The sequence below is a fragment of the Sphingomonas radiodurans genome, from assembly GCF_020866845.1.
Taxonomy (GTDB): domain Bacteria; phylum Pseudomonadota; class Alphaproteobacteria; order Sphingomonadales; family Sphingomonadaceae; genus Sphingomonas; species Sphingomonas radiodurans.
In genome coordinates, this window is the sequence record NZ_CP086594.1 from 1,138,275 (window position 1) to 1,160,009 (window position 21,735).

General features: G+C 65.0%; 21 protein-coding genes. 1 reads left to right on the forward strand and 20 read right to left on the reverse strand.

Annotated features, from left to right (window positions below):
• Nucleotides 1-34: 34 nt before the first annotated feature.
• A complete protein-coding gene (locus tag LLW23_RS05490; RefSeq protein ID WP_228947767.1) occupies nt 35-2,338 on the forward strand; it encodes a coiled-coil domain-containing protein in 2,304 nt (767 codons plus the stop codon).
• A gap of 28 nt (nt 2,339-2,366) precedes the next feature.
• On the opposite strand, the gene LLW23_RS05495 is transcribed toward LLW23_RS05490, so the two are convergent.
• The 20 genes from LLW23_RS05495 to LLW23_RS05590 form a co-directional block, all read right to left on the reverse strand.
• The gene (locus LLW23_RS05495) at nt 2,367-2,630 is read right to left on the reverse strand and encodes a DUF1467 family protein (RefSeq protein ID WP_228947768.1); all 264 of its coding nucleotides are present in this window, start codon (nt 2,628-2,630) and stop codon (nt 2,367-2,369) included.
• Between the two features lie 6 nt (nt 2,631-2,636).
• Nucleotides 2,637-4,217, reverse strand: a complete 1,581-nt coding sequence (locus LLW23_RS05500) for a ribonuclease J (RefSeq protein WP_408642019.1) — start codon at nt 4,215-4,217, stop codon at nt 2,637-2,639.
• 291 nt (nt 4,218-4,508) lie between these two features.
• Nucleotides 4,509-5,294, reverse strand: coding sequence for a type III pantothenate kinase (locus tag LLW23_RS05505; RefSeq protein ID WP_228947769.1), 786 nt, complete (start codon nt 5,292-5,294; stop codon nt 4,509-4,511).
• A gap of 14 nt (nt 5,295-5,308) precedes the next feature.
• The gene (locus tag LLW23_RS05510) at nt 5,309-5,965 is read right to left on the reverse strand and encodes a biotin--[acetyl-CoA-carboxylase] ligase (RefSeq protein WP_228947770.1); all 657 of its coding nucleotides are present in this window, start codon (nt 5,963-5,965) and stop codon (nt 5,309-5,311) included.
• A gap of 44 nt (nt 5,966-6,009) precedes the next feature.
• The gene (gene nuoN, locus LLW23_RS05515) at nt 6,010-7,467 is read right to left on the reverse strand and encodes an NADH-quinone oxidoreductase subunit NuoN (RefSeq protein WP_228947771.1); all 1,458 of its coding nucleotides are present in this window, start codon (nt 7,465-7,467) and stop codon (nt 6,010-6,012) included.
• Nucleotides 7,467-9,020 (reverse strand): NADH-quinone oxidoreductase subunit M, encoded by a 1,554-nt coding sequence (locus LLW23_RS05520; RefSeq protein WP_228947772.1) that lies wholly within the window; start codon nt 9,018-9,020, stop codon nt 7,467-7,469. The genes nuoN and LLW23_RS05520 overlap by 1 nt, the downstream gene beginning before the upstream one ends.
• A gap of 34 nt (nt 9,021-9,054) precedes the next feature.
• Nucleotides 9,055-11,130: an NADH-quinone oxidoreductase subunit L gene (gene nuoL / locus LLW23_RS05525; protein ID WP_228947773.1), complete on the reverse strand. Its 2,076-nt coding sequence runs from the start codon at nt 11,128-11,130 to the stop codon at nt 9,055-9,057.
• A 7-nt stretch (nt 11,131-11,137) separates the two neighbouring features.
• Nucleotides 11,138-11,395, reverse strand: a complete 258-nt coding sequence (gene nuoK, locus LLW23_RS05530) for an NADH-quinone oxidoreductase subunit NuoK (RefSeq protein WP_066781550.1) — start codon at nt 11,393-11,395, stop codon at nt 11,138-11,140.
• Nucleotides 11,396-11,448: 53 nt separating this feature from the next.
• Nucleotides 11,449-12,060 carry an NADH-quinone oxidoreductase subunit J gene (locus LLW23_RS05535; protein WP_228947774.1) on the reverse strand — a complete coding sequence of 204 codons (612 nt, stop codon included), beginning with the start codon at nt 12,058-12,060 and terminating at the stop codon, nt 11,449-11,451.
• Between the two features lie 162 nt (nt 12,061-12,222).
• Complete coding sequence (gene nuoI, locus LLW23_RS05540) at nt 12,223-12,708, reverse strand: NADH-quinone oxidoreductase subunit NuoI (RefSeq protein WP_228947775.1); 486 nt, start codon at nt 12,706-12,708, stop codon at nt 12,223-12,225.
• A gap of 2 nt (nt 12,709-12,710) precedes the next feature.
• Nucleotides 12,711-13,757, reverse strand: a complete 1,047-nt coding sequence (nuoH, locus tag LLW23_RS05545; RefSeq protein WP_228947776.1) for an NADH-quinone oxidoreductase subunit NuoH — start codon at nt 13,755-13,757, stop codon at nt 12,711-12,713.
• A 1-nt stretch (nt 13,758) separates the two neighbouring features.
• On the reverse strand, nt 13,759-15,759 hold the full coding sequence (nuoG, locus tag LLW23_RS05550; RefSeq protein ID WP_228947777.1) for an NADH-quinone oxidoreductase subunit NuoG: 2,001 nt from the start codon (nt 15,757-15,759) through the stop codon (nt 13,759-13,761).
• Complete coding sequence (locus LLW23_RS05555; RefSeq protein ID WP_228947778.1) at nt 15,746-16,420, reverse strand: hypothetical protein; 675 nt, start codon at nt 16,418-16,420, stop codon at nt 15,746-15,748. Before LLW23_RS05555 ends, nuoG begins: the two co-directional genes overlap by 14 nt.
• Nucleotides 16,417-17,721 (reverse strand): NADH-quinone oxidoreductase subunit NuoF, encoded by a 1,305-nt coding sequence (gene nuoF, locus LLW23_RS05560; protein WP_228947779.1) that lies wholly within the window; start codon nt 17,719-17,721, stop codon nt 16,417-16,419. The genes LLW23_RS05555 and nuoF overlap by 4 nt, the downstream gene beginning before the upstream one ends.
• A complete protein-coding gene (locus LLW23_RS05565; protein ID WP_228947780.1) occupies nt 17,721-17,948 on the reverse strand; it encodes a hypothetical protein in 228 nt (75 codons plus the stop codon). Before LLW23_RS05565 ends, nuoF begins: the two co-directional genes overlap by 1 nt.
• The gene (locus tag LLW23_RS05570; RefSeq protein WP_228947781.1) at nt 17,941-18,615 is read right to left on the reverse strand and encodes a complex I 24 kDa subunit family protein; all 675 of its coding nucleotides are present in this window, start codon (nt 18,613-18,615) and stop codon (nt 17,941-17,943) included. Before LLW23_RS05570 ends, LLW23_RS05565 begins: the two co-directional genes overlap by 8 nt.
• Entirely contained in the window at nt 18,615-19,877 is a 1,263-nt protein-coding gene (locus LLW23_RS05575; RefSeq protein ID WP_228947782.1) for an NADH-quinone oxidoreductase subunit D, read from the reverse strand. The genes LLW23_RS05570 and LLW23_RS05575 overlap by 1 nt, the downstream gene beginning before the upstream one ends.
• Entirely contained in the window at nt 19,874-20,719 is an 846-nt protein-coding gene (locus LLW23_RS05580; RefSeq protein WP_228947783.1) for an NADH-quinone oxidoreductase subunit C, read from the reverse strand. The genes LLW23_RS05575 and LLW23_RS05580 overlap by 4 nt, the downstream gene beginning before the upstream one ends.
• A complete protein-coding gene (locus LLW23_RS05585) occupies nt 20,716-21,282 on the reverse strand; it encodes a NuoB/complex I 20 kDa subunit family protein (RefSeq protein WP_228947784.1) in 567 nt (188 codons plus the stop codon). The genes LLW23_RS05580 and LLW23_RS05585 overlap by 4 nt, the downstream gene beginning before the upstream one ends.
• 2 nt (nt 21,283-21,284) lie before the next feature.
• Nucleotides 21,285-21,659, reverse strand: a complete 375-nt coding sequence (locus LLW23_RS05590; protein ID WP_228947785.1) for an NADH-quinone oxidoreductase subunit A — start codon at nt 21,657-21,659, stop codon at nt 21,285-21,287.
• Between the last annotated feature and the right edge of the window lie 76 nt (nt 21,660-21,735).

The window sequence follows — 21,735 nt, forward strand, 5'->3', positions numbered from 1 at the left end:
TTGTGGCCCGCAAATCCGTGTTAGACCCTGTAACATGACCGGGGGGCCATCGATCATCGACATCCGCACGCGCGAGACCGGCGAGGCGATCAGCATGCCAGAGCCCGAGCCGACTCCAGATATCTTCGAGCATTACGCTCTTGCCGATGACAGTGACGCCGCAGGCGGAGGCTATGTCGCGCCGTCACTCTGGCGATCGGGCGCACCCATCGTGCTCGCGACGGTCGCAGCCGCTTGGGTAGTCGCACTGTTGTGGATGGCTCGAAACACGTTCGGATCGATGTCAGCACTCGATCTCGCCCAATTCGGCGCGGCGCTCGCCACGGTGCCAGCCCTGGCCGGAATCGCCTGGCTGATCGCGCTGCGCACAAGCCGGGCGGAAGCGACCCGCTTCGGCGCTTCGGCACGGGCGATGCGCGCCGAAGCAGCCGCACTCGAACAGACCGTCGCAACGCTCGCCGGTGCGCTCGAAGACAATCGTCATCGCCTTGCCGATCAGGTGCGCCAGTTCAGTGCGATCGGCGATGGCGCGACGGCGCGGCTCGCGGCAATCGGCCGCGGCCTCTCCGAGGAAATCGACCAGGCCGACGTCCACGCCCGCTCGCTCGCCGAAGCTGCCGGCACGGCCCAAAATAACCTCGCTGTGCTGCTCGCCACGATGCCCCGCGCGCAAGCCGAGGTCGATGCCATGGCGGGCAAGATCGACCTCGCCGGGCTCTCCGCGGGCGAACACACCGCCGCCCTCGACGCTCAGGTGGTGGCGCTCGGCGAGCGCGGACGCGAGGCGGAAACGATCGCTGGCGGCGCAGCACAGAAGCTGGCGGCGCACATCGCGCGGATGGAAGCGACCAGCGAAACTGCGGGCGTGCGGCTCGAAGGCGTGACCGGGGAGATGTCGGTGGCGGTCGATGCTCTGCTCGCGCGAATTGCCGACGCGGTCGATGAGTCGCGCAAGGGGATCGCGGCGCAGGGCGAAGCGATGCTCGCGATGGTCGGCGCCAATCAGGCCGCGCTCGATGCCGCCGCGCGCGAGACCGCCGAGTCGCTCGCCGAACGCATCGGCGTGATCGAGATCGTGATCGACCGCATCGCCGCGCGGCTCGACGTGCAGCGCGCGGCCGGTGACGGCCTCGTCGGCACGCTCGAAGGCGGGATCGCGCGCGTCGAGACTCAGCTCGACCGCCTCCACCACCAAGGCGTCGAACGCTCGCAGCATCTCGCCGCGTCGATCAGCGCGCTGGGCGGTTCCGCCGATGCCATGACGCAAGCGCTCGCCGCGGGCGACGCCATGGCCACTAAGGCCATCGCGACGACCGACAATCTGCTGGTCGCGCTCGATGCCGCGACGCGCGAGATCGACGAGACGCTGCCCGCCGCCGTCGATCGGCTCGATGCGCGCGTTATCGCGGCCAAGGCAGTCGTCGTCGCCGCCAAGCCCGAGTTGCTCGCACTCGTCACTGCGGCGGAAAGCACGCACGATGCAATCGAAGCAATTGCGCAAGTGATCGCCGATCAGCGCCGCAACGTCGATACGCTCACCGGCACCTTGCTCGATTCGCTCGCCACCGGCCGCGCGAAGGCTGATGCGATGGGCCAAATGGTGGACGAGGCAAGCGACCGCGCGAACCGTTTCGCGGAAGAGGCCGCACCACGCCTGCTCGAAGCGCTGCTTCGCGTCCGCGATACCGCGACGCAGGCGGCAGAACATGCGCGCGAGGTGCTGGCAAAAGTCATCCCGGAAGCGGCCGAAGCGCTGGAGAAGTCAGGGGCGGCGGCGCTCCGGCGCGCGGTGGATGCCGGGCTGGACAGGCAGATCGCGCAGATCGCGGTCACCGCCGAGACCGCGGTCAATGCAGCGAACCGCGCGGCGGAACGGCTCGACCGGCAGATCCACGCGATCGACACCGCAACCGCGCTAGTCGACACGCGGCTCGAAGTCGCGCGGGCCGAGCACGACGAGGCGAACCAGGAGAGCTTCGCGCGCCGTGCGTCGCTGCTGATCGAGGCGCTGAACTCGGCCGCGATCGACATCACGCGGACTTTTGCGCCCGAAGTCGCGGACAGCGCCTGGGCAGCATACCTCAAGGGCGATCGCGGCGTCTTCACGCGGCGGGCCGTGCGGCTGCTCGACGGCGTTGGCCAACGCGACATCGCGCGGCTCTACGATGATGACTATGCCTTCCGCGATCAGGTCAACCGCTACATCCACGATTTCGAATCGATGCTGCGCACGATCCTCACCCAGCGCGACGGCTCACCGCTGGGCGTGACGTTGCTGTCATCGGACATGGGCAAGCTTTACGTCGCCCTGGCGCAAGCGATCGAACGGCTGCGCTAAGTCCCCCGCCGCCGCCCACACGGCGACGTCAGTACTTCGTCATGTCCACCATATCGGGCGTTACCCAGCCGTACACGTAATTGGCGTAATACAATCCGAACAGCGTCGTCGCGACGATCGTCACCCGCAACAAGACGCGGCCGAGCGCAAACTCGTGCGGCGCGCTTTCCGCCTGGCCGGGGATGTGCGCCACCCCCGCCTCCTCGCTGGTCCGCACGCCGAACGGCAGGACCAGAAACACCGAGAAGGACCAGAACAGGATGTAGATCGCGAGTGCCGACGTCCACCGCATGGTGCGTCAGACCTCGACGACGAGTACGTCGACCACCGGCTTCTTGCCCGTCCAGCGCGTGGCGCAGCGACGCACGGCAAGGCGGATGTCCTCGCGCAGCCGATCGCGATCGCGCGACTTGCCGCGCGCGGCCTCCTCCACTGCATCCTCGGCCTCGGCGATGAACGCGCTGCGCTCCTCCTCGACCGGCACGCCTTGGAAGCGCACCTGCGGGCGACCCGCCAGCCGCCCCTCGCGCGACACCGCGACCGCAACCGAGATCTGGCCATTCACGCCAAGCCGCCGCCGTTCGTTGATCGTCGCACCATCGGCCGGCAGGATCACGTCACCGTCGAGCACCAACCGGCCGACCGGCACGTTGCCGATCTTCTGCGGCTTGCCCGGCGCGAGCCGGATCATGTCGCCATCGGTCTGGACGATCGCTTGTGGAATGCCTTCGGACAGGCCGTAGCGCGCCTGCTCCATCAGATGCCGCATCTCGCCATGAACCGGGATCAGCAGCTCGGGGCGCAGCCAGCTGTACATCTTGGCCAATTCCGGCCGGCCTGGATGGCCAGAAACGTGAACGTGCGCCTGCTTCTCGGTGACCATCAGGACACCGCGGCCGGCGAGGATATTCTGAATGCGGCCGATCGCCACTTCGTTGCCGGGAATCTCCTTCGACGAGAAGATCACCGTGTCGCCCTCGTCGAGCCGGATCTGGTGGCTGCCCTCGGCAACCCGCGCGAGCGCCGCGCGCGGCTCGCCTTGGCCGCCGGTGGCGATGATCAGCACCTTGTCGCGCGGCATCCGCATCGCGGCGTCGGCGGTGACCAATTCGGGCAAGTCACGCAGATAGCCGCATGCCCGCGCCACCTTGATGATGCGATCGAGCGAGCGTCCGGCCACGCACAGCGCGCGCCCGGTTTCCTTCGCCACTTCGCCTAGCGTCTGAATGCGCGAGGCGTTCGACGCGAATGTCGTCACCATCACGCGGCCACGTGCCTTGGCGATCGCTTCACCGAGCCCGGTGCGCACGTCGCTTTCCGATCCCGATGCCTCGACGTTGAACACGTTCGTCGAATCGCACACGAGCACGTCGATGCCGCGATCGCCGATCGCCGTCATCTGCGCCGCGCTCACCGGCTTGCCGATCACCGGCGCATCGTCGAGCTTCCAGTCGCCGGTGTGGAATATGCGGCCCGCCGCCGTCTCGATGATCAGCGCGTTCGATTCGGGGATCGAATGCATCAGCGGCACGAATTCGAACCCGAATGGCCCTACCTTGAACGGCGCGCCCGGCTGGATCACGCGCAGGTCGATGCGATCGGCGATCCGCTCCTCGTCCAGCTTGTGGCGGATCAGCCCGGCGGTGAATGGCGTGGCGTATATCGGCACCCCGAGATCATCGGCGAGATACGGCAGCGCGCCGATATGATCCTCATGCCCGTGCGTGATGACGATGCCTTCGAGCTGCTCGAGCCGATCCTCGATGAACGACAGGTCGGGCAGCACCAGGTCGATGCCGGGATAGGCATGATCGGCAAAGGTCACGCCGCAATCGACCATCACCCAGCGGCCACGCGTGCCATATAGGTTGACGTTCATGCCGATCTCGCCGGAGCCGCCGAGGGCGCAGAAGAGAAGTTCGTCGTTCTTGGAAATCGTTCTAATCCTTAGTCGTCATCCCGGCATACGCCAGGATTGCGGGCGGCCTGCGCACGCCACGCGATGTCTGGCCTCGTGTCTGGGCGAGGCCGTTCCCCAATTCTTGTCGCCATTCCGGATGCAATCCAAATCCGCTCGCCCGCATGCGCGCCCGTTTAACGGGTGCGTTGAAACATCGGGCGGGCATGGACGCCGGGGCTGGCCCGGCATGACGATCGTCTGAAAGCTATGTCACCCGGCGATATGGGCACGTTCCCACATGATCGCCAGCCCCTGGATCGTGAGATCCGGTTCGATCGCGTCGAACACGTCGGTATGCTGTTCGAACAACGTCGCCAGCCCACCCGTCGCAATCACCTTGGCCGGGCGCCCGATCTCGGCCTTCATCCGCCCGACCAGCCCCTCGATCATCGCAATATAGCCCCAGTAGATGCCGATGTTCATCTGATCGACCGTGTTGCGGCCGATCACGCTGAGATTATCCTTCGGCGCTTCGATCGCGATCCGCGGCAGCTTCGCGGCGGCGTTGACCAGCGCGTCGAGCGACAGGTTGATCCCCGGTGCGATTATCCCGCCCTTGTAGGCGCCGTTGAAGTCCGACACGTCGAGCGTCGTCGCTGTGCCAAAATCGATGACGATCAGGTCGCCCGGGTGCAGCGCATGCGCCGCGATCGTGTTGACGGCGCGGTCTGCGCCAAGGCTCTGCGGCTCGTCCACATCGAGCGGAACGCCCCATTCCACCGGCGGGCGGCCCGCAATCAGCGCCTGCGTGCCGAAATACTTCTGCGACAGCACTTCAAGGTTGTGCAGCGCGCGCGGGACGACGGTGGATACGATCACGGCGTCCACCTGCTTGCGCTCATATCCCTCCAGCGCCAGCAACTGGCTAAGCCACACGGCATATTCATCCGCGGTGCGGCGTGGGTCGGTCGCAATGCGCCAGCGCGCCTTGATCTCGCGCCCGTCCACCAGGGCGAAGACGATGTTGGTATTCCCCGCGTCGACAGCGAGCAGCATGGTTCTCCCCTCCCCTAGACCAGGAATACGTCGGCGGCATGGATGACATGCATGGTGCCATCCGCCAAGCGCAGCCGCAGCGCGCCGTCCGCCGCCAGCCCGCCAAACGCGCCGGTCAGCGACGTGCCATCCGCCAGATTGGCGGTCAGCGGGGTGCCGGGCGGATGCGCCTGTGCCTCCCACCGCGCGACGACAGGAGCCAAGCCCTGCTGCCGCCAGATTGCGTGCCATCGCGCGAACTCGGCCGCGAGATGCTCGCACAACTCGCCCGCGGAGTGGATCCACAGCCGCCCGGCAAGGCTCGCCGTCACCCGACCTTCAATCGAGGGATGGCTCGCGAGATTGACCCCGAACCCCGCCACGATCGCATCGCCGCTACGCTCGAGCAGGATGCCGGCCAGCTTCGCGCCGTCGAGCAACAGGTCGTTGGGCCATTTGATCGTCACCGCCGGGCAGCCGAGCGTGCCGATCGTGTCGGCCAGCGCTACGGCGCAGACGAGCGCCAGCGACGCAGGCGACGGATCATTCGCGCGGACACGCACCAAGGTACTCGCGTAGAGGTTGCCGACTGGCGAACTCCACGATCGTCCCTGCCGCCCGCGCCCAGCCGTCTGCCGCTCGGCGCGAAGCCAGACACCTTCCTCAGCCCCGTCCGCGGCCAGCGCAAGCAAGTCTGCGTTGGTCGATCCAGTCTCCGCGACGGTCAGGATGCGTGTCAGAACAGCGCTCTTGCCGCAGCCATCGACCAGCCACCGAGCAGCGGGATCGCAAGATAGCCGAGCGGCGACACGGCCACCGCGGCGACGGCGATCATGCCGCCTTCGAGCCGGTCACCCGCGCCGAGCGGCTCACCGGGCTCGTCGAAGTACATCGTCTTGATGACGCGCAGATAGTAATAAGCGCCGATCACGCTCGCCGCGATGCCGACCACCGCCAGCGGGAACAGTCCCGCGCGCACCGCCGCATCGAACACCGCGAACTTCGCCCAGAAACCGAACAGCGGCGGGATTCCCGCCAGGCTGAACATAAAGATCGCCAACGCCGCCGCGAGCGCCGGACGCGTCCGCGACAGGCCGGAAAGCGCGGAAACGGATTCGAGAGGCTGGCCGGTCGCATCGCGCATCTGCAGCACGACGAGGAAGCTGCCGAGCGTCATCGCGACGTAAATCGCCATATACGTCAGCACCGCCGCGACGCCCTCGGGCGTCCCGGCCGCAAGGCCGATCAGCGCGAAACCGACGTTGTTGATTGACGAATACGCAAGCAGGCGCTTGATGTTGCTCTGGCCGATCGCGGCGACCGCGCCGAAGATGATCGACGCCAGCGCGGCGAAGATCACGATCTGCCGCCACTGCCCCTCTGCCGGCCCCATCGCCTCGATCGCGACACGCGCCGCCAGCCCCATCGCCGCGACCTTCGGCGCCGAGGCGAAGAACGCCGTCACAGGCGTTGGCGCGCCTTCGTACACATCCGGCGTCCACATGTGGAACGGCACCGCGCTGATCTTGAACGCGAGACCCGCGAACACGAAGACGAGGCCGAACAGTAGCCCGATCGACTTGGCATCACCCGTCAGCGTCGCCCCGGCATAAGCCCCCGCCACCTCGTCGAACAAGGTCGATCCAGTGAAGCCATAGACCAAGCTGATGCCATAAAGCAGGATGCCGCTCGCGAGCGCGCCGAGCACGAAATACTTCAGCCCCGCCTCTGCCGACCGCGCATCCTGTCGCATGAAGCTCGCGAGCACGTACGCCGCGAGGCTCTGCAGCTCGAGCCCGATGTACAGCGTCAGCAAGTCGCCCGCCGATACCATGATGCCCATGCCGATCGCCGACAGCAGGATCAGCACCGGATACTCCGGCCGAAGATCGTCACCCGAGGTGCGCTCGAAGAAGCTCGGCGCCAGCAGGATCGACACCGCCGCCGCAACGTAGATCAGCACCTTGGTAAAGCCGGCAAAAGCATCGGCACGATACATGCCGTCGAACGCGGCGCCGCCCGTCGTCGCCGGCCCGATCAGCGCCAGGCACGCCCCGCCCAGCACGGCAACCGCCGTCCACGACGCGAGCCGCGTCGCCGATGGGGCCCAGGCGGAAACGATCATCAGCGCCAGCGCACCGAGCGCCAGCACGACCTCGGGCAAGGTCATCGCGATCTGCGATGCATAGTCCATCAGTGCGCCTTTCCGGGGGCGGTTACATGTGCCGCGCTTTCGGCATGCGCGGCCGGGATGATCCCGGTGCCGGGCGTCGGCAGCGAGTCACCGACAGGCCGCGCTCGCTCGATCCGCGCGAGCAGCCGCGCCGTATCGGCGCGCATCGGCGCGAGGAAGCTTTCGGGATAAATGCCCATCCACAGCACCACCGCCGCGATCGGCGCGAGCAGCCACAGCTCGCGGCTCGACAGATCCGACATCGCGCGCACCTCTTCCGACTTGATCTCGCCGAACACGACGCGACGATACAGGTACAGCATATACGCCGCACCCAGGATGATCCCCGTGGTACAAAGCAGCGCGATCGTGGTCGACACCTGATACGCGCCCATCAGCGCCAGCAATTCGCCAACGAAATTGCTCGTGCCGGGCAGGCCGACCGAGGCCATCGTAAACAACAGGAACAGGATCGCATAACGCGGCATGTTGATCGCAAGGCCACCGTAACGCGCGATCTCGCGCGTGTGCAGCCGATCGTAGATCACGCCGACGCACAGGAACAACGCGCCCGAGACGAGCCCGTGGCCGAGCATCACCATCATCGCGCCCTCGATGCCCTGAGCATTGAACGCGAACAGCCCGATCGTCACGATCGCCATATGCGCGACCGACGAATAGGCGATCAGCTTCTTCATGTCGGACTGCACCAGGGCGACGAGGCTAGTGTAGATCACCGCCACCGCGCTGAGCCCGAACACCAGCCACACTAGCGACGCGGACGCCTCGGGGAACATCGGCAGGCTGAAGCGCAGGAAGCCGTAGCCGCCGAGCTTCAGCAGCACGCCGGCGAGGATCACCGAACCCGCAGTCGGCGCCTGCACGTGCGCGTCGGGGAGCCATGTATGGACCGGCCACATCGGCATCTTCACCGCGAACGAGGCGAAGAAGGCCAGCCACAACCACGTCTGCACATCCGCCGGGAAGTCGTACGCCATCAGCACCGGGATCGACGTCGTGTCCGCCGCGATGCTCATGTAGAGCATGGCAATGAACATCAGCAGCGAGCCGAGCAGCGTGTACAGGAAGAACTTGTACGACGCGTAGATCCGGTTCGCGCCACCCCAGATGCCGATGATCAGATACATCGGGATCAGGCCGGCTTCGAAAAATATGTAGAACAGGAAGATATCCTGCGCCGCGAAGGTGCCGATCATCAGCACTTCGGTCAGCAGGAACGCCGACATATATTCCGGCACGCGCTTCTCGATCGCCTGCCAAGATGCGCCGATGCAGATCGGCATCAGGAACACGCTGAGCGCAATCAGCAGCAGCGCATAGCCGTCGATGCCGAGCGCCCAGGCGAACCGCCCGAACACCGGGGCATATTCCACGAACTGCCACTGCGCGCCGCCGATGTCGAAGCTGAGCCACAGGATCACGCCAAGCGCGAGATCGGCCAGCGTCGCACCTAGCGCGAGCCAGCGCGCACCCTGCGGCGACAGGAACAGGCACACGACGGCTGCAATCGCCGGAATCGCGAGCATGAGCGAAAGAATGGGAAAGGAAGTCACAAGCTCAGCCCGAACGGTGTGAAGGTGGACCGGATCATCCTGCGATCACCCAGGTGGCCGCGGCGGTGAGGCCGATCAGCATCACGAAGGCATAGGTATAGACATAGCCCGTCTGCACACGACCCGCGAGCCGGCTCGACTGCGCCACGACCCAGGCCGATCCGTTCGGCCCCAGCCGATCGATCGTCCCCTCGTCACCGGTGTGCCACAGCAACCGGCCGAGCGCGAAGGCGGGGCGGACGAACAGCAAGTGATACAGTTCGTCGAAATACCATTTGTGGGCGACGAAATTGTAGATGACGTCGAACGTTGCGGTGAAGCGCGCCGGAATGTCGGTCCGCCAAATGTACGCCATCCACGCGACCGCAAGGCCGATCAGCATCACGATCGTCGCGGCGAGCTTCACCAGCAATGGCACCTCGTGCATTTCGTGCATCAGATGCTCGTCGAACGCGATCGACCCGCGCCAGAACGCCTCGCCCGCCTCGGGCTCGATGAACCAGTGGTTGAACACGAAGCCCGCGAACACCGCACCGACCGACAGCACGATCAGCGGGATCAGCATCGGCAACGGGCTTTCGTGCGGATGGTACCCCGCCGTGCCCGTCGGCACCTGGTCGGCACCGGCCGCATGCGCGTGCGGCGAATGGCCTGCGTCCTCGGTGGCCGGATCATCATGCGCGTGCGCGTCATGGCCGTGGCCGTGCGCATCATGGACCGCGTGCTGGATGTGCTCTGATCCGGCCCAGCGCGGCTTGCCCCAGAAGGTCAGGAACATCAGCCGCCACGAATAGAAGCTCGTCAGCAGCGCCGCGATCGTGCCGACCCAGAAGGCGCCCTGCCCACGGCCCGAAGCCCAGGCCACTTCGAGGATCGCATCCTTCGAATGATAGCCCGCGAATCCGCCGAGGCCGTAGATGCCGACGCCAGTGATCGCGAGCGTGCCCAGCAGCATCGCCCAGAATGTGATCGGGATATGCTTACGCAGCCCACCGTAGAAGCGCATATCCTGCTCGTGGTGCATCGCATGGATCACCGATCCGGCACCCAGGAACAGCAGCGCCTTGAAGAAGGCGTGCGTGAACAGGTGGAACATCGCCGCGCCATAGGCGCCGACGCCCGCGGCGAAGAACATGTAGCCGAGCTGCGAACAGGTCGAATAGGCGATCACGCGTTTGATATCGGTCTGCGTCGTACCGATCGTCGCCGCGAAGATGCAGGTCGCAGCGCCGACACCCGTCACAACCGCCAGCGCGGTCGGCGAGGTTTCGAACATTGGCGACAGGCGGCAGACCATGAACACGCCAGCGGTGACCATAGTCGCGGCATGGATTAGCGCCGACACCGGGGTCGGGCCCTCCATCGCGTCGGGCAGCCAGGTGTGCAGGCCGAGCTGCGCGGACTTGCCCATCGCGCCGACGAACAGCAACAGACACAGCACCGTCATCGTATCGAAGCGTGCACCGAGGAAGCCGATCGTCGATCCGGCCATCTCCGGCGCCATACGCAGGATCTCGGGGATCGAGACGGTATCGAATACCAGATAGGTGCCGAAGATGCCGAGCATGAAGCCAAGGTCGCCGACGCGGTTGACGACGAACGCCTTGATTGCCGCGGCATTCGCGCTCGGCTTCTTGAACCAGAAGCCGATCAGCAGATAGCTCGCGAGCCCGACGCCTTCCCAACCGAAAAACATCTGAATCAGATTGTCCGCCGTCACCAGCATCAGCATCGCGAAGGTGAACAGCGAGAGATACGCGAAGAACCGCGGCTGATCCGGATCCTCGTCCATATAGCCCCAGCTATACAAATGGACGAGCGCCGAAACGCTGGTGATCACCACGAGCATGACGCTGGTCAACGCATCGACGCGCAGCGCCCAGGATACGTCAAAGCTGCCGGAGGTCATGAAGTGCAGCACCGGTGTCACCGATGCCGAGAGGCCGCCGGTCATGAAACCGATGAAGATCGGCCACGACAGCGCGCACGCGATGAACAGCGCGCCAGTGGTGATGCCCTTGGCGGCGACATTGCCCAGCGAACGATTGCCGAGCCCGGCGACGATCGCGGCGAGCAGCGGCAGGAAGACGATGAAGGATATCGAAGTCACAGGTCGGTCAGCCCTTCATCCGGCTGGGATCATCGACCGAGATCGAGCCCCGGCCGCGGAAGAAGATGACGAGGATCGCGAGCCCGATCGCTGCCTCGCCCGCGGCGACGGTCAGCACGAACATCGCGAACACCTGGCCGACGAGGTCGTTCAGCGCCGCGCTGAACGCGACGAGATTGATGTTCACTGCCAGAAGGATCAATTCAATCGCCATCAAGATGACGATGATGTTCTTGCGGTTCAGGAAGATGCCCAGCACGCCCATCGTGAACAGCAGTGCCGCCACGACGAGATAGTGGATGAGCCCGATCTGCGCGTTCACAGCTGCACTCCCTGGCCTATCTCGGGCCGCATGTTGCGCGTGGCATCCTGCGGCCGGCGCGCGACCTGGCTCGCGACGTTCTGCGGGCGGACACCCTGGCGCTGGCGATGCGTCAGGACGATCGCGCCGATCATCGCGACGAGCAGCACAAGCCCCGCCCCTTCGAACACGAACAAATAGCGCGTGTAGAGCAGCTGCCCGATCGCCTCGATGTTCGGCACCGTCGGATCGACTGGCGCGCCGCGGCGTGCAAGGTCGACCCCGCCCGCGCTCCATGCGCCGACCGCGATCAGAATCTCGCACACCAGCGCTACGGCGAGCACCAGCCCGATGCCGAAGTAACGCACCACGCCTGCACGCATCTCGGCAAAGTCGATATCGAGCATCATCACGACGAACAGGAACAGCACCGCGACCGCGCCGACATAGACGATCACGAGCAGCATCGCGATGAACTCGGCGCCGACGAGCACCATCAGCCCGGCGGCGTTGAAGAACGCGAGGATCAGCCACAGCACGCTGTGCACAGGGTTGCGCGACGCGATCGTCATCGCGCCCGACACGAGCACGACGACCGCAAAGATGTAGAAGGCGATGGCTTGGATCATGCGGTCCTCCCCGGAACGGGGAGGGGGACCATGCGCAGCATGGTGGAGGGGGCGTGCGGCAGGCGGTGCGCTCGCGGCGCGCCCCCTCCACCACGAGCTACGCTCGCGGTCCCCCTCCCCGTACCGGGGAGGATCGAAATGTTGTGAATCATCGCGCGCCGCCTATCGATATGCGGCATCGGCGGCAATGTTCGCCGCGATCGCGCGCTCCCATCGGTCGCCATTGTCCAGCAGCTTGGCCTTGTCGTAGATCAGCTCTTCGCGCGTCTCGGTCGAATATTCGAGGTTCGGCCCTTCGACGATCGCGTCCACCGGGCAGGCCTCCTGGCACAGCCCACAGAAGATGCACTTCGTCATGTCGATGTCGTAGCGCGTCGTGCGGCGGCTGCCGTCGTCGCGCGGCTCGGCCTCGATCGTGATCGCGAGCGCCGGGCAGACGGCCTCGCACAATTTGCACGCGATGCAGCGCTCCTCGCCGTTCGGGTAGCGGCGCAGCGCATGTTCACCACGGAACCGCGGGCTGAGCGGGTTGCGCTCGAACGGATAGTTGATCGTCGCCTTGGGCTTGAAGAAGTACCGCAAGGTCAGCGCGTGCGCCTTCAGAAACTCCCAGAGCGTGAAAGCCTTGATCGTCGAAGCGATGGACATCGTCAGATTCCTACCCGGTCGAGCATCAGGACGCCGGACACGAGGAACACCCAGAACAGCGAGAGCGGCAGGAAGATCTTCCAGCCGAGCCGCATCAGCTGATCATAACGATACCGCGGCACGGTCGCCTTGACCCAGCTGAACAGGAAAAAGAAAAACAGGATCTTGGCGAACAGCCAGATGATCCCGGGAACGGCGTACAGCGGCGCCCAATCGAGCGGCGGCAGATAGCCGCCAAAGAACAGCGTCGCGTTCAGCGTGCACATCAGCAGCACGTTGGCATATTCGCCGAGCCAGTAGAGCGCGAAGCTCATCGACGAATATTCGGTCTGGTAACCGGCGACGAGCTCGCTCTCCGCCTCGGTCATGTCGAACGGCGCGCGCTGCGTTTCCGCCAGCGACGAGATGAAGAACACTACTGCCATCGGGAAGAGCAACGGGTTCAGGAAGAAGCCGTTGATCGGCGTGTTCAGCACGCCGCGCTGCGCCTCGACGATCGCGGTGAGGTTGAACGATCCCGCCCACATCACGATCGAAACCAACACGAAGCCGATCGCAACTTCATAACTCACCATCTGCGCCGCAGCGCGAATGGCGGAGAAGAACGGATATTTCGAGTTCGATGCCCAGCCCGCGAGGATGATGCCGTACACACCCAGCGACGAGGCCGCGAGGATGTAGAGCAGCCCGACGTTGATGTCGGCCAGCACCACGCCGAGATCGAACGGCACGACCGCCCAAACGATCAGCGCGACGGTAAAAGTGATAATCGGCGCGAGCAGGAACAGGCCGCGGTTCGCCGCGCTCGGGATGATGGTCTCCTGCAGGAACACCTTCAGCCCGTCGGCGAACGACTGCAGCAGCCCGAACGGCCCGACGACGTTCGGCCCACGCCGCAGCGCCATTGCCGCCCAGATCTTGCGATCGGCATAAATGATCATCGCCACCGCCAGCATCAGCGGAAACGCGATGACGAGGATGCCGATCAGCGTGGCAAGGAACCACGCCCAGCCATAATCCATGCCGTAGGAGGTGAAGAACTGCGTCATATTACTCCGTCGCCTCCGCGAGCGTCTCGCCATGCACCAACTCCGCAGAGCAGCGCTGCATCGTCGGTGAGGCGCGGCAGATCGCGTTGGTGAGGTAGAAATCCTTGATCGGATAGCCCTGCATCACGCCCTGCGCCGTCCTATCGAGCGACGGCGGGTTCCAGGCGAACGTCACGAGGCCCTCGTTGGCGAGCTCAGGGCAATCGAGCGCCATCGCCGCGCGCAGTTCGCCGAGCGTGTCGAACGGCAGCACCGCACCAAGCACGGCGGAAAGCGCGCGGAAGATCGTCCAATCTTCGCGCGCATCCCCCGGCGGAAAAACCGCGCGATTGCCGCGCTGGACGCGTCCCTCGAGGTTCACCCACGTGCCCGATTTCTCGGCATAGCTCGCGCCCGGCAGCACGACATCCGCCGCAGCAGCGCCCTTGTCGCCATGATGCCCGACGTAGACCTTGAAGCCAGTGAAGGCGGAGAAGTCGCACTCGTCGGCGCCCAGGAAGAAGGCGAGCTTGGCGTCATGCAACGCAGCGATGCCGGCGGGCTGCGCATAGCCGAGCATCAGCCCGCCCATCCGGCTCGCCGCCATGTGGACGACGTTGAAGCCGTTCCAGCCATCCTTGATCAGCCCGAGCGTCTCGACCAGGCCAAGCGCAGCGCCGTGCGCGCCCTTCAGCGCGCCACCGCCAACGATCACCGCCGGGCGCTCGGCCGCACCAAACGCTTCGGTCAGCGCCTCGGGCAAGTCGCCGAGCACCGCCAGGTCGCTGCCGAGCCACGTCGCCTTATACGTCAGCTCGGTCTCCGGGCCGATCGCCCAAACCTTTGCGCCACGTTTGATCGCCTTGCGGATCCGCGTGTTGACGAGGCTCGCCTCCCAGCGGAGGTTCGTCCCGATCAGCAGGATCGCTTCGGCGCGCTCGATGCCGGCAATGGTGCTGTTGAAATTGACCGCGCCGAGGCTCGACGTGTCATAATCCATCCCCGTCTGCCGCCCTTCGAGCAGCGATGAGCCGAGCGACGCGAGCAGCGCCTTGGCGGCGAACATCGTCTCGCAATCGACGAGGTCGCCGGCCACCGCCGCAACGCTGCCGCCGGCACTCTTCGCCACGTCAGCGATCGTCGCAAAGGCTTCGTCCCACGTCGCGGGCACGAGCTTGCCGGCGCGGCGGATGAACGGACGGTCGAGCCGCCGCCGCACCAGCCCATCGACCGCGTGGCGCGTCTTGTCCGTCGCCCACTCCTCGTTGACGTCGTCGTTCGTCCGCGGCAGCGCGCGCAGCACCTGGCGACCGCGGCTGTCGAGCCGGATATTGGTGCCGACCGCGTCCATCACGTCGATCGACAGCGTCTTGGTGAGTTCCCACGGCCGCGCTTCGAACGAATAGGGCTTCGACGTCAGCGCGCCGACCGGGCACAGATCGACCACATTGCCGCTGAGTTCGCTCGTCACCGCCTCTTCGAGGTAGGACGTGATCTGCATGTTTTCGCCGCGATAGATCGCGCCGATCTCCTCGACGCCAGCGACTTCCTCGGCAAAACGGATGCAGCGCGTGCACTGGATGCACCGCGTCATTACCGTCTTGACGATCGGCCCCATATATTTCTCGGTGACGGCGCGCTTGTTCTCGGCGTAGCGCGAATGGCCGCGGCCATAAGCGATCGACTGATCCTGCAAGTCGCACTCGCCGCCCTGGTCGCAGATCGGGCAATCGAGCGGATGGTTGATCAGCAGGAATTCCATGATGCCCTCGCGGGCATTCTTCACCATCGGCGTGTTGGTGAAGATCTCCTGGTTTTCCGCCGCCGGCAGCGCGCACGACGCCTGCGGCTTGGGCGGGCCGGGCTTCACCTCGACCAGGCACATGCGGCAATTGCCCGCAATGCTCAGCCGCTCGTGATAGCAGAAGCGCGGGATCTCCTTGCCGGCAAGCTCGCACGCCTGCAGCACGGTGGCACCCTGCGGCACCTCGATCTCGACGCCGTCGACCTTAAGCTTGGGCATTGTCACGTCCATCGGATAGGCGGCCAGCCACGCCAGCGTCGGTCGTCACACGCCGGTACAGCGCTCCTGCGACCAGCGAGCGAACGTGAAATGGCTTCAACGAAATCTTTCCCGTCAACGGCACGCAGCCCTGAAGCGCCGGGGCTAGCTCGCGAAAATGGCCGGCCTCTTCCACGGTTTCCGGCTTCGATCGAAGCATGCGCGCCGCCACATCCGGCCGTGCGCGAACCGCACATTCGACGACGCCATATTGCGCCGACGACCCTTGCGTCGGCACGATCCGCACGGGGTCAACAGCCGGCAAGCCAGCGGCTTTCGTCAGCAGCGCCCCATCATTTTCCTGCATCAGCGCTTCTGCGAACGCGCCTTCGACCGAAATCGGGTCGAGCGTCGCCGATCGGGCACCGCTCAGGCACGTGACCATCGTGGCGTGAAATGATTTGACCGACTTGCGCTTCTCCGCATCGTCACCCTGCGCGAGGATGAAGCGACGCGACGCATCCCGATTGAGACGCAGCGCGCACAGTGCCATCTGCCGGCTCAGGTCCGACTGAGTCACCACATTCGATGACCGTCCGAATGATCCCGGCGGCGTTTGCGCAACAGCCGGGCCGACGGCCAGCACCGTTGCCATTGCGGCAGGCAAACAGGCGCGCGTCACTCCGCCGCCTCCTGCATCGGCGCCAGGCCACCACCCTGTCGTTCCGTGATGCGCCGCTCGATCTCGGGGCGGAAATGCTTGATCAGGCCCTGGATCGGCCACGCCGCGGCATCGCCCAGCGCGCAGATCGAATGGCCCTCGACCTGTTTGGTCACTTGCTGGAGCATGTCGATCTCGGAAATATCCGCGTCTCCGGTGCGCAGCCGCTCCATCACGCGCCACATCCAGCCAGTGCCCTCGCGGCACGGCGTACACTGGCCGCAACTCTCATGCTTGTAGAAATACGACAAGCGGGCGATCGCACGGACGACGTCGGTCGACTTGTCCATGACGATGACGGCCGCGGTCCCGAGCCCCGAACCAACTGCCTTCAACCCGTCGAAGTCCATCGGCGCATCGATGATCTGCGCGGCCGGCACCAGCGGCACCGACGAGCCGCCGGGGATCACCGCGAGCAGATTGTCCCACCCGCCGCGAATGCCGCCGCAATGCTTCTCGATCAGCTCGCGGAACGGGATGCTCATCGCTTCCTCGACCACGCAAGGCTTGTTCACATGCCCGCTGATCTGGAAGAGCTTCGTGCCGCGGTTGTTCTCCGCGCCAAAGCTCGAGAACCATTCCGCACCGCGCCGCAGGATCGTCGGCCCGACGGCAATGCTCTCGACGTTGTTCACCGTCGTCGGGCAGCCATACAGCCCCGCGCCGGCAGGGAACGGCGGCTTGAGCCGCGGCTGGCCCTTCTTGCCCTCGAGGCTTTCGAGCATCGCGGTCTCTTCGCCGCAGATGTACGCGCCAGCGCCACGGTGAACGAATACGTCGAAGTCATAGCCCGAGCCGCAGGCGTTCTTGCCCACCAGCCCTGCGTCATACGCCTCGGCCACTGCCGCAAACAGCACCTCGGCCTCGCGGATATATTCGCCGCGGATGTAGATATACGCCGCCCGCGCGCGCATCGCGAAGCCCGCGACCAGCGCGCCTTCGATCAGCTTGTGCGGATCGTGGCGGATGATCTCGCGGTCCTTGCACGAGCCGGGCTCGGATTCGTCGGCGTTGATGACCAGGAAGTTCGGCCGGTCGGGCTTGGGTTCCTTGGGCATGAACGACCATTTGGTGCCGGTCGGAAAGCCAGCGCCACCGCGGCCGCGCAGCCCCGATGCCTTCATCACGTCGATGATCGCATCCTGCCCGCGCGCGAGCAAATCCTTGGTATTGTCCCAATCACCGCGCGCACGCGCCGCCGCTAGGTTCCATGGCTGGAACCCGTAGACGTTGGTGAAGATGCGGTCCTTATCAGCGAGCATCAGCGTGCGTCCGTCAAATCGAGCCGTCGCTCGATACGATCGAGCCGGCCATCGAACCGATCCATCCGATTGTTGATACCGGTCGTGGAGATGAAGAGCCCGGAAAGATGCTCGTCCGTGGCGGTCGCGCGAATCTTTAGTTCACCGATGTCGGCCTTGATGTCGGCGACGTCGATTTGGATCTTCTTGAGAACCTCGTAGATCAGCGCGGGGTCGACCTCAGCCATTGGCCCACTCCCCGCGATAATCGTGGTTGGCGTCGACCATTTCCTTCAACGTCGTCGGGCCGCCCTCGGGGCAGCTCGCGCGACGGCCGATCGTCGATCCCGGCACCGGCATCTCGCCGCGGGCGAGCGCGTCGAGCACCGCGGCGGTGCGGTCGTAATCGAGGTCCTCGAAGTTATCGTCGTTGATCTGCACCATCGGCGCATTCGCACATACGCCGAGGCATTCCACCTCGGTCAGCGTGAACAGCCCGTCGGGCGTCGTCGCGCCCTTCGTCAGCCCGCGGTTCTTGCAAGCGGCGAACACATCGTCGCTGCCGGCGAGCATGCACGGCGTCGTGCCGCAAACCTGCACATGATAGCGGCCGACCGGCGCCAAATTGAACATCGTGTAGAAGGTCGCGACTTCATAGACGCGCATGTACGGCACGCCGATTTCGCGCGCGACAAACTCGATTACCGGAACGGGTAACCAGCCCTGCGTCTGCGTTTCAGCGCCAACCTGCCGCTGCGCGAGATCGAGCAGCGGGATCGAGGCGGATTGCTCGCGCCCGGCCGGATAGCGCGCGAGGATCGCATTGCGTTTCTCGCGGTTTTCGTCGTTCCACGCGAACGCGCCCCAGCGCGCGCGGGTCTCGGCTTCGTCAGGGATCTTGGGCGCGTCAGCCATCAGCGGTCACATTCACCAAAAACAATATCCATCGCGCCCAGGATCGCGGTCGTGTCCGCCAGCATGTGCCCGCGACTCATGAAGTCCATCGCCTGCAAATGGCTGAACGCGGTCGGGCGGATCTTGCAGCGGTACGGCTTGTTGCTGCCATCCGACACCAGATAGACGCCGAACTCGCCCTTCGGGCTCTCGGTGGCGACATATACTTCGCCCGCGGGCACGTGGAAGCCCTCGGTGAATAGCTTGAAGTGGTGGATCAGCGCTTCCATCGATTGCTTCATCTCGCCGCGTGACGGCGGCACGACCTTGCGATCGAGGCTGGCAATCGGCCCCTCGGGCATCTCGGCCAGGCACTGCTTCATGATCCGCGCCGACTGGCGAACCTCCTCGACGCGCACCATGAAGCGATCGTAGCAATCGCCCTTGGTGCCGACGGGAACGTCGAAATCCATTTTGGCGTACACGTCGTACGGCTGCGACTTGCGCAAATCCCACGGGATGCCGGCTGCGCGGATCATCGGGCCGGAAAAGCCCCAGCGGATCGCATCGTCGCGGCTCACCACCGCGATATCGACGTTACGCTGCTTGAAGATGCGATTGTCGGCGACGAGACTGATGGCGTCCTCGAACAGCCGCGGCAGCCGCGTATCGAGCCAGTCGGCAATATCGGTCAGCAACTTGAGCGGCACGTCCTGCCGCACGCCGCCGGGGCGGAAGTAATTGGCGTGCATCCGCGCGCCCGACGCACGCTCGTAGAAGCCGTAGGTGTCCTCGCGCAGCTCGAACAGCCACAGGTTCGGCGTCATTGCGCCGACGTCCATCACATGGCTGCCGAGATTGAGCAGATGGTTCTGGATGCGCGTCAGCTCGGCGAAGAACACGCGCAGATATTGCGCACGGATCGGCACTTCGAGATCGAGCAATTTCTCGATCGCGAGCACGAACGTGTGCTCCATGCACATCGGCGAGCAATAATCGAGTCGGTCGAAATACGGGATCGCCTGCAGATAGGTCTTGTACTCGATCAGCTTCTCGGTGCCGCGATGAAGCAGCCCAACATGCGGATCGATCCGTTCGACGATCTCACCATCGAGCTCCATGACCAGCCGGAGCACGCCGTGCGCCGCGGGATGCTGCGGGCCGAAATTGATCGTATAGTTCTGGATCGCGACATCGCCATCGGTCGGGTGCGCGCCGTCGGTCGCATGCACCGTCTTTGCGACTGCGGGATCGATGTTCGGATCAACCATGGTGTCGGTCATTGATTCTGACCTCCCTTGCCGGGATTCACGTCGCTATCCTTCGGCTTTTCGCCGATCCCGGGATGCGATTTGCCCGCGCCGGTATCGGCCGAGCTTTCCGCGGTCTTCTTGGCGTACGGTTCGCTCGACGCGGCGGGTGACTGCGTCTTGCTCTGCGCTGCGTCGGCCTTCTGGATCTGGTCTGCCGTCGCCGGCGTCGGCGCGCCCTTGGCCTGCGGCATCATGCCCTTCTCGTCACCGGGAAGAACGTACTCGGCGCCTTCCCACGGGCTCATGAAATCGAATGTGCGGAAATCTTGCGCCAGTTTGACCGGCTCATAAACGACGCGCTTCGCCTCTTCCGAATACCGCACCTCGACATAGCCGGTGAGCGGGAAATCCTTGCGGAACGGATGCCCGCGGAAGCCGTAATCGGTGAGGATCCGGCGCAGATCGCGGTTGCCCTCGAACAGCACGCCGTACATGTCGTACACCTCGCGCTCGAGCCAGCCGGCGACCGGCCACATGTCCGTGACCGACGGCACCGGCGTGTCCTCGGTGGCGGTGACATGCACGTGCAGGCGATGATTGCGCGTCAGCGACAGCAGGCAATAGACCACCTCGAACCGCTCTTCCCGCTCGGGATAGTCGACGCCGGCGATCTCCATCAGCTGCTGATATTCCAGCCCCGGCGTGTCGCGCAGCGCCGTCAGCGCCGCGATCAGATGATCGCGGTGGACGTGCAGCTGCACCTCGCCGACGTGCGCATACGCATCGACCAGCCCGTGCGGAATCGCCGCCCGCGCCGCATCGAGCGTCGCCTCGTTGAGGTCGGCGGCATAGGCCGGCGCCGGCGCCCTCACCGTTCGATGCTCCCCGAACGGCGGATCTTCCGCTGCAGCTGCATGATGCCATACAGCAGCGCCTCGGCGGTCGGCGGGCAACCCGGCACGTAGATGTCGACCGGCACCACGCGGTCGCACCCGCGCACGACACTATAGCTGTAATGATAATAGCCGCCGCCATTGGCGCACGAGCCCATCGAGATGACGTATTTGGGCTCGGACATCTGATCGTACACACGGCGCAATGCCGGGGCCATCTTGTTGCAGAGCGTACCTGCGACGATCATCACATCCGACTGGCGCGGGCTGGCGCGGGGCGCCGCGCCGAAGCGTTCGAGATCATAGCGCGGCATGTTGACGTGGATCATCTCGACCGCGCAGCACGCGAGCCCGAACGTCATCCACCACAGCGAGCCCGTGCGCGCCCATTGGAACAGATCCTCGGTCGAGGTGACCAGGAAGCCCTTGTCGGTCAGTTCGCCGTTGAGATCGTTGAAGAAACCTTGGTCGGGCGCCAGCACGCCAGTTGGGCTGGAGATCGCGCTCGCATCGCGCGGCAGTTCGACGGGGCCGGAGTTCATGGTCATTCCCAATCCAACGCGCCCTTCTTCCAGGCGTAGACCAGCCCGAGCGCGAGTTCACCGATGAAGATCATCATGCTGATCCAAGCGGTCCAGCCGAGATCGAACACGCTTACTGCCCAGGGATATAGGAACGCCGCTTCGAGATCGAAGATGATGAAAAGGATCGCAACCAGATAAAAACGCACGTCAAATTGCGATCGGCTGTCCTCGAACGCGGGGAAGCCGCACTCGTATTCGCTGAGCTTCTCGACCGTCGGCTTGTGCGCCCCGGTGAGCCGCGAAATGCCCATCGGCAGGAACACGAACGCCGACGACAGGACGAGCGCAACGCCCAGGAACATCAGGATCGGCAGATATTGCGACAGGTCAACCATTAACGCTCTTTCGGGGTTATCTCGCACCTGCGAGAAGAACGCGGTCGCCATAGGCCCGGCGGCGGCATCGGGCAAG

What these genes read in the sequence shown, in the direction of transcription:
- LLW23_RS05490 (WP_228947767.1), top strand. Translation starts at nt 35, where the DNA reads ATGACCGGGGGGCCATCGATCATCGACATCCGCACGCGCGAGACCGGC.
- LLW23_RS05535 (WP_228947774.1), bottom strand. Translation starts at nt 12,060, where the DNA reads ATGATCCAAGCCATCGCCTTCTACATCTTTGCGGTCGTCGTGCTCGTG.
- nuoF (WP_228947779.1), bottom strand. Translation starts at nt 17,721, where the DNA reads ATGCTCGCTGATAAGGACCGCATCTTCACCAACGTCTACGGGTTCCAG.
- nuoI (WP_228947775.1), bottom strand. Translation starts at nt 12,708, where the DNA reads ATGTCCATCGCTTCGACGATCAAGGCTTTCACGCTCTGGGAGTTTCTG.
- nuoH (WP_228947776.1), bottom strand. Translation starts at nt 13,757, where the DNA reads ATGACGCAGTTCTTCACCTCCTACGGCATGGATTATGGCTGGGCGTGG.
- LLW23_RS05500 (WP_408642019.1), bottom strand. Translation starts at nt 4,217, where the DNA reads ATGAACGTCAACCTATATGGCACGCGTGGCCGCTGGGTGATGGTCGAT.
- LLW23_RS05505 (WP_228947769.1), bottom strand. Translation starts at nt 5,294, where the DNA reads ATGCTGCTCGCTGTCGACGCGGGGAATACCAACATCGTCTTCGCCCTG.
- LLW23_RS05590 (WP_228947785.1), bottom strand. Translation starts at nt 21,659, where the DNA reads ATGGTTGACCTGTCGCAATATCTGCCGATCCTGATGTTCCTGGGCGTT.
- nuoN (WP_228947771.1), bottom strand. Translation starts at nt 7,467, where the DNA reads ATGGACTATGCATCGCAGATCGCGATGACCTTGCCCGAGGTCGTGCTG.
- LLW23_RS05575 (WP_228947782.1), bottom strand. Translation starts at nt 19,877, where the DNA reads ATGACCGACACCATGGTTGATCCGAACATCGATCCCGCAGTCGCAAAG.
- LLW23_RS05585 (WP_228947784.1), bottom strand. Translation starts at nt 21,282, where the DNA reads ATGAACTCCGGCCCCGTCGAACTGCCGCGCGATGCGAGCGCGATCTCC.
- LLW23_RS05565 (WP_228947780.1), bottom strand. Translation starts at nt 17,948, where the DNA reads ATGGCTGAGGTCGACCCCGCGCTGATCTACGAGGTTCTCAAGAAGATC.
- nuoG (WP_228947777.1), bottom strand. Translation starts at nt 15,759, where the DNA reads ATGCCCAAGCTTAAGGTCGACGGCGTCGAGATCGAGGTGCCGCAGGGT.
- nuoK (WP_066781550.1), bottom strand. Translation starts at nt 11,395, where the DNA reads ATGGGCGTGCTGGGCATCTTCCTGAACCGCAAGAACATCATCGTCATC.
- LLW23_RS05570 (WP_228947781.1), bottom strand. Translation starts at nt 18,615, where the DNA reads ATGGCTGACGCGCCCAAGATCCCTGACGAAGCCGAGACCCGCGCGCGC.
- LLW23_RS05495 (WP_228947768.1), bottom strand. Translation starts at nt 2,630, where the DNA reads ATGCGGTGGACGTCGGCACTCGCGATCTACATCCTGTTCTGGTCCTTC.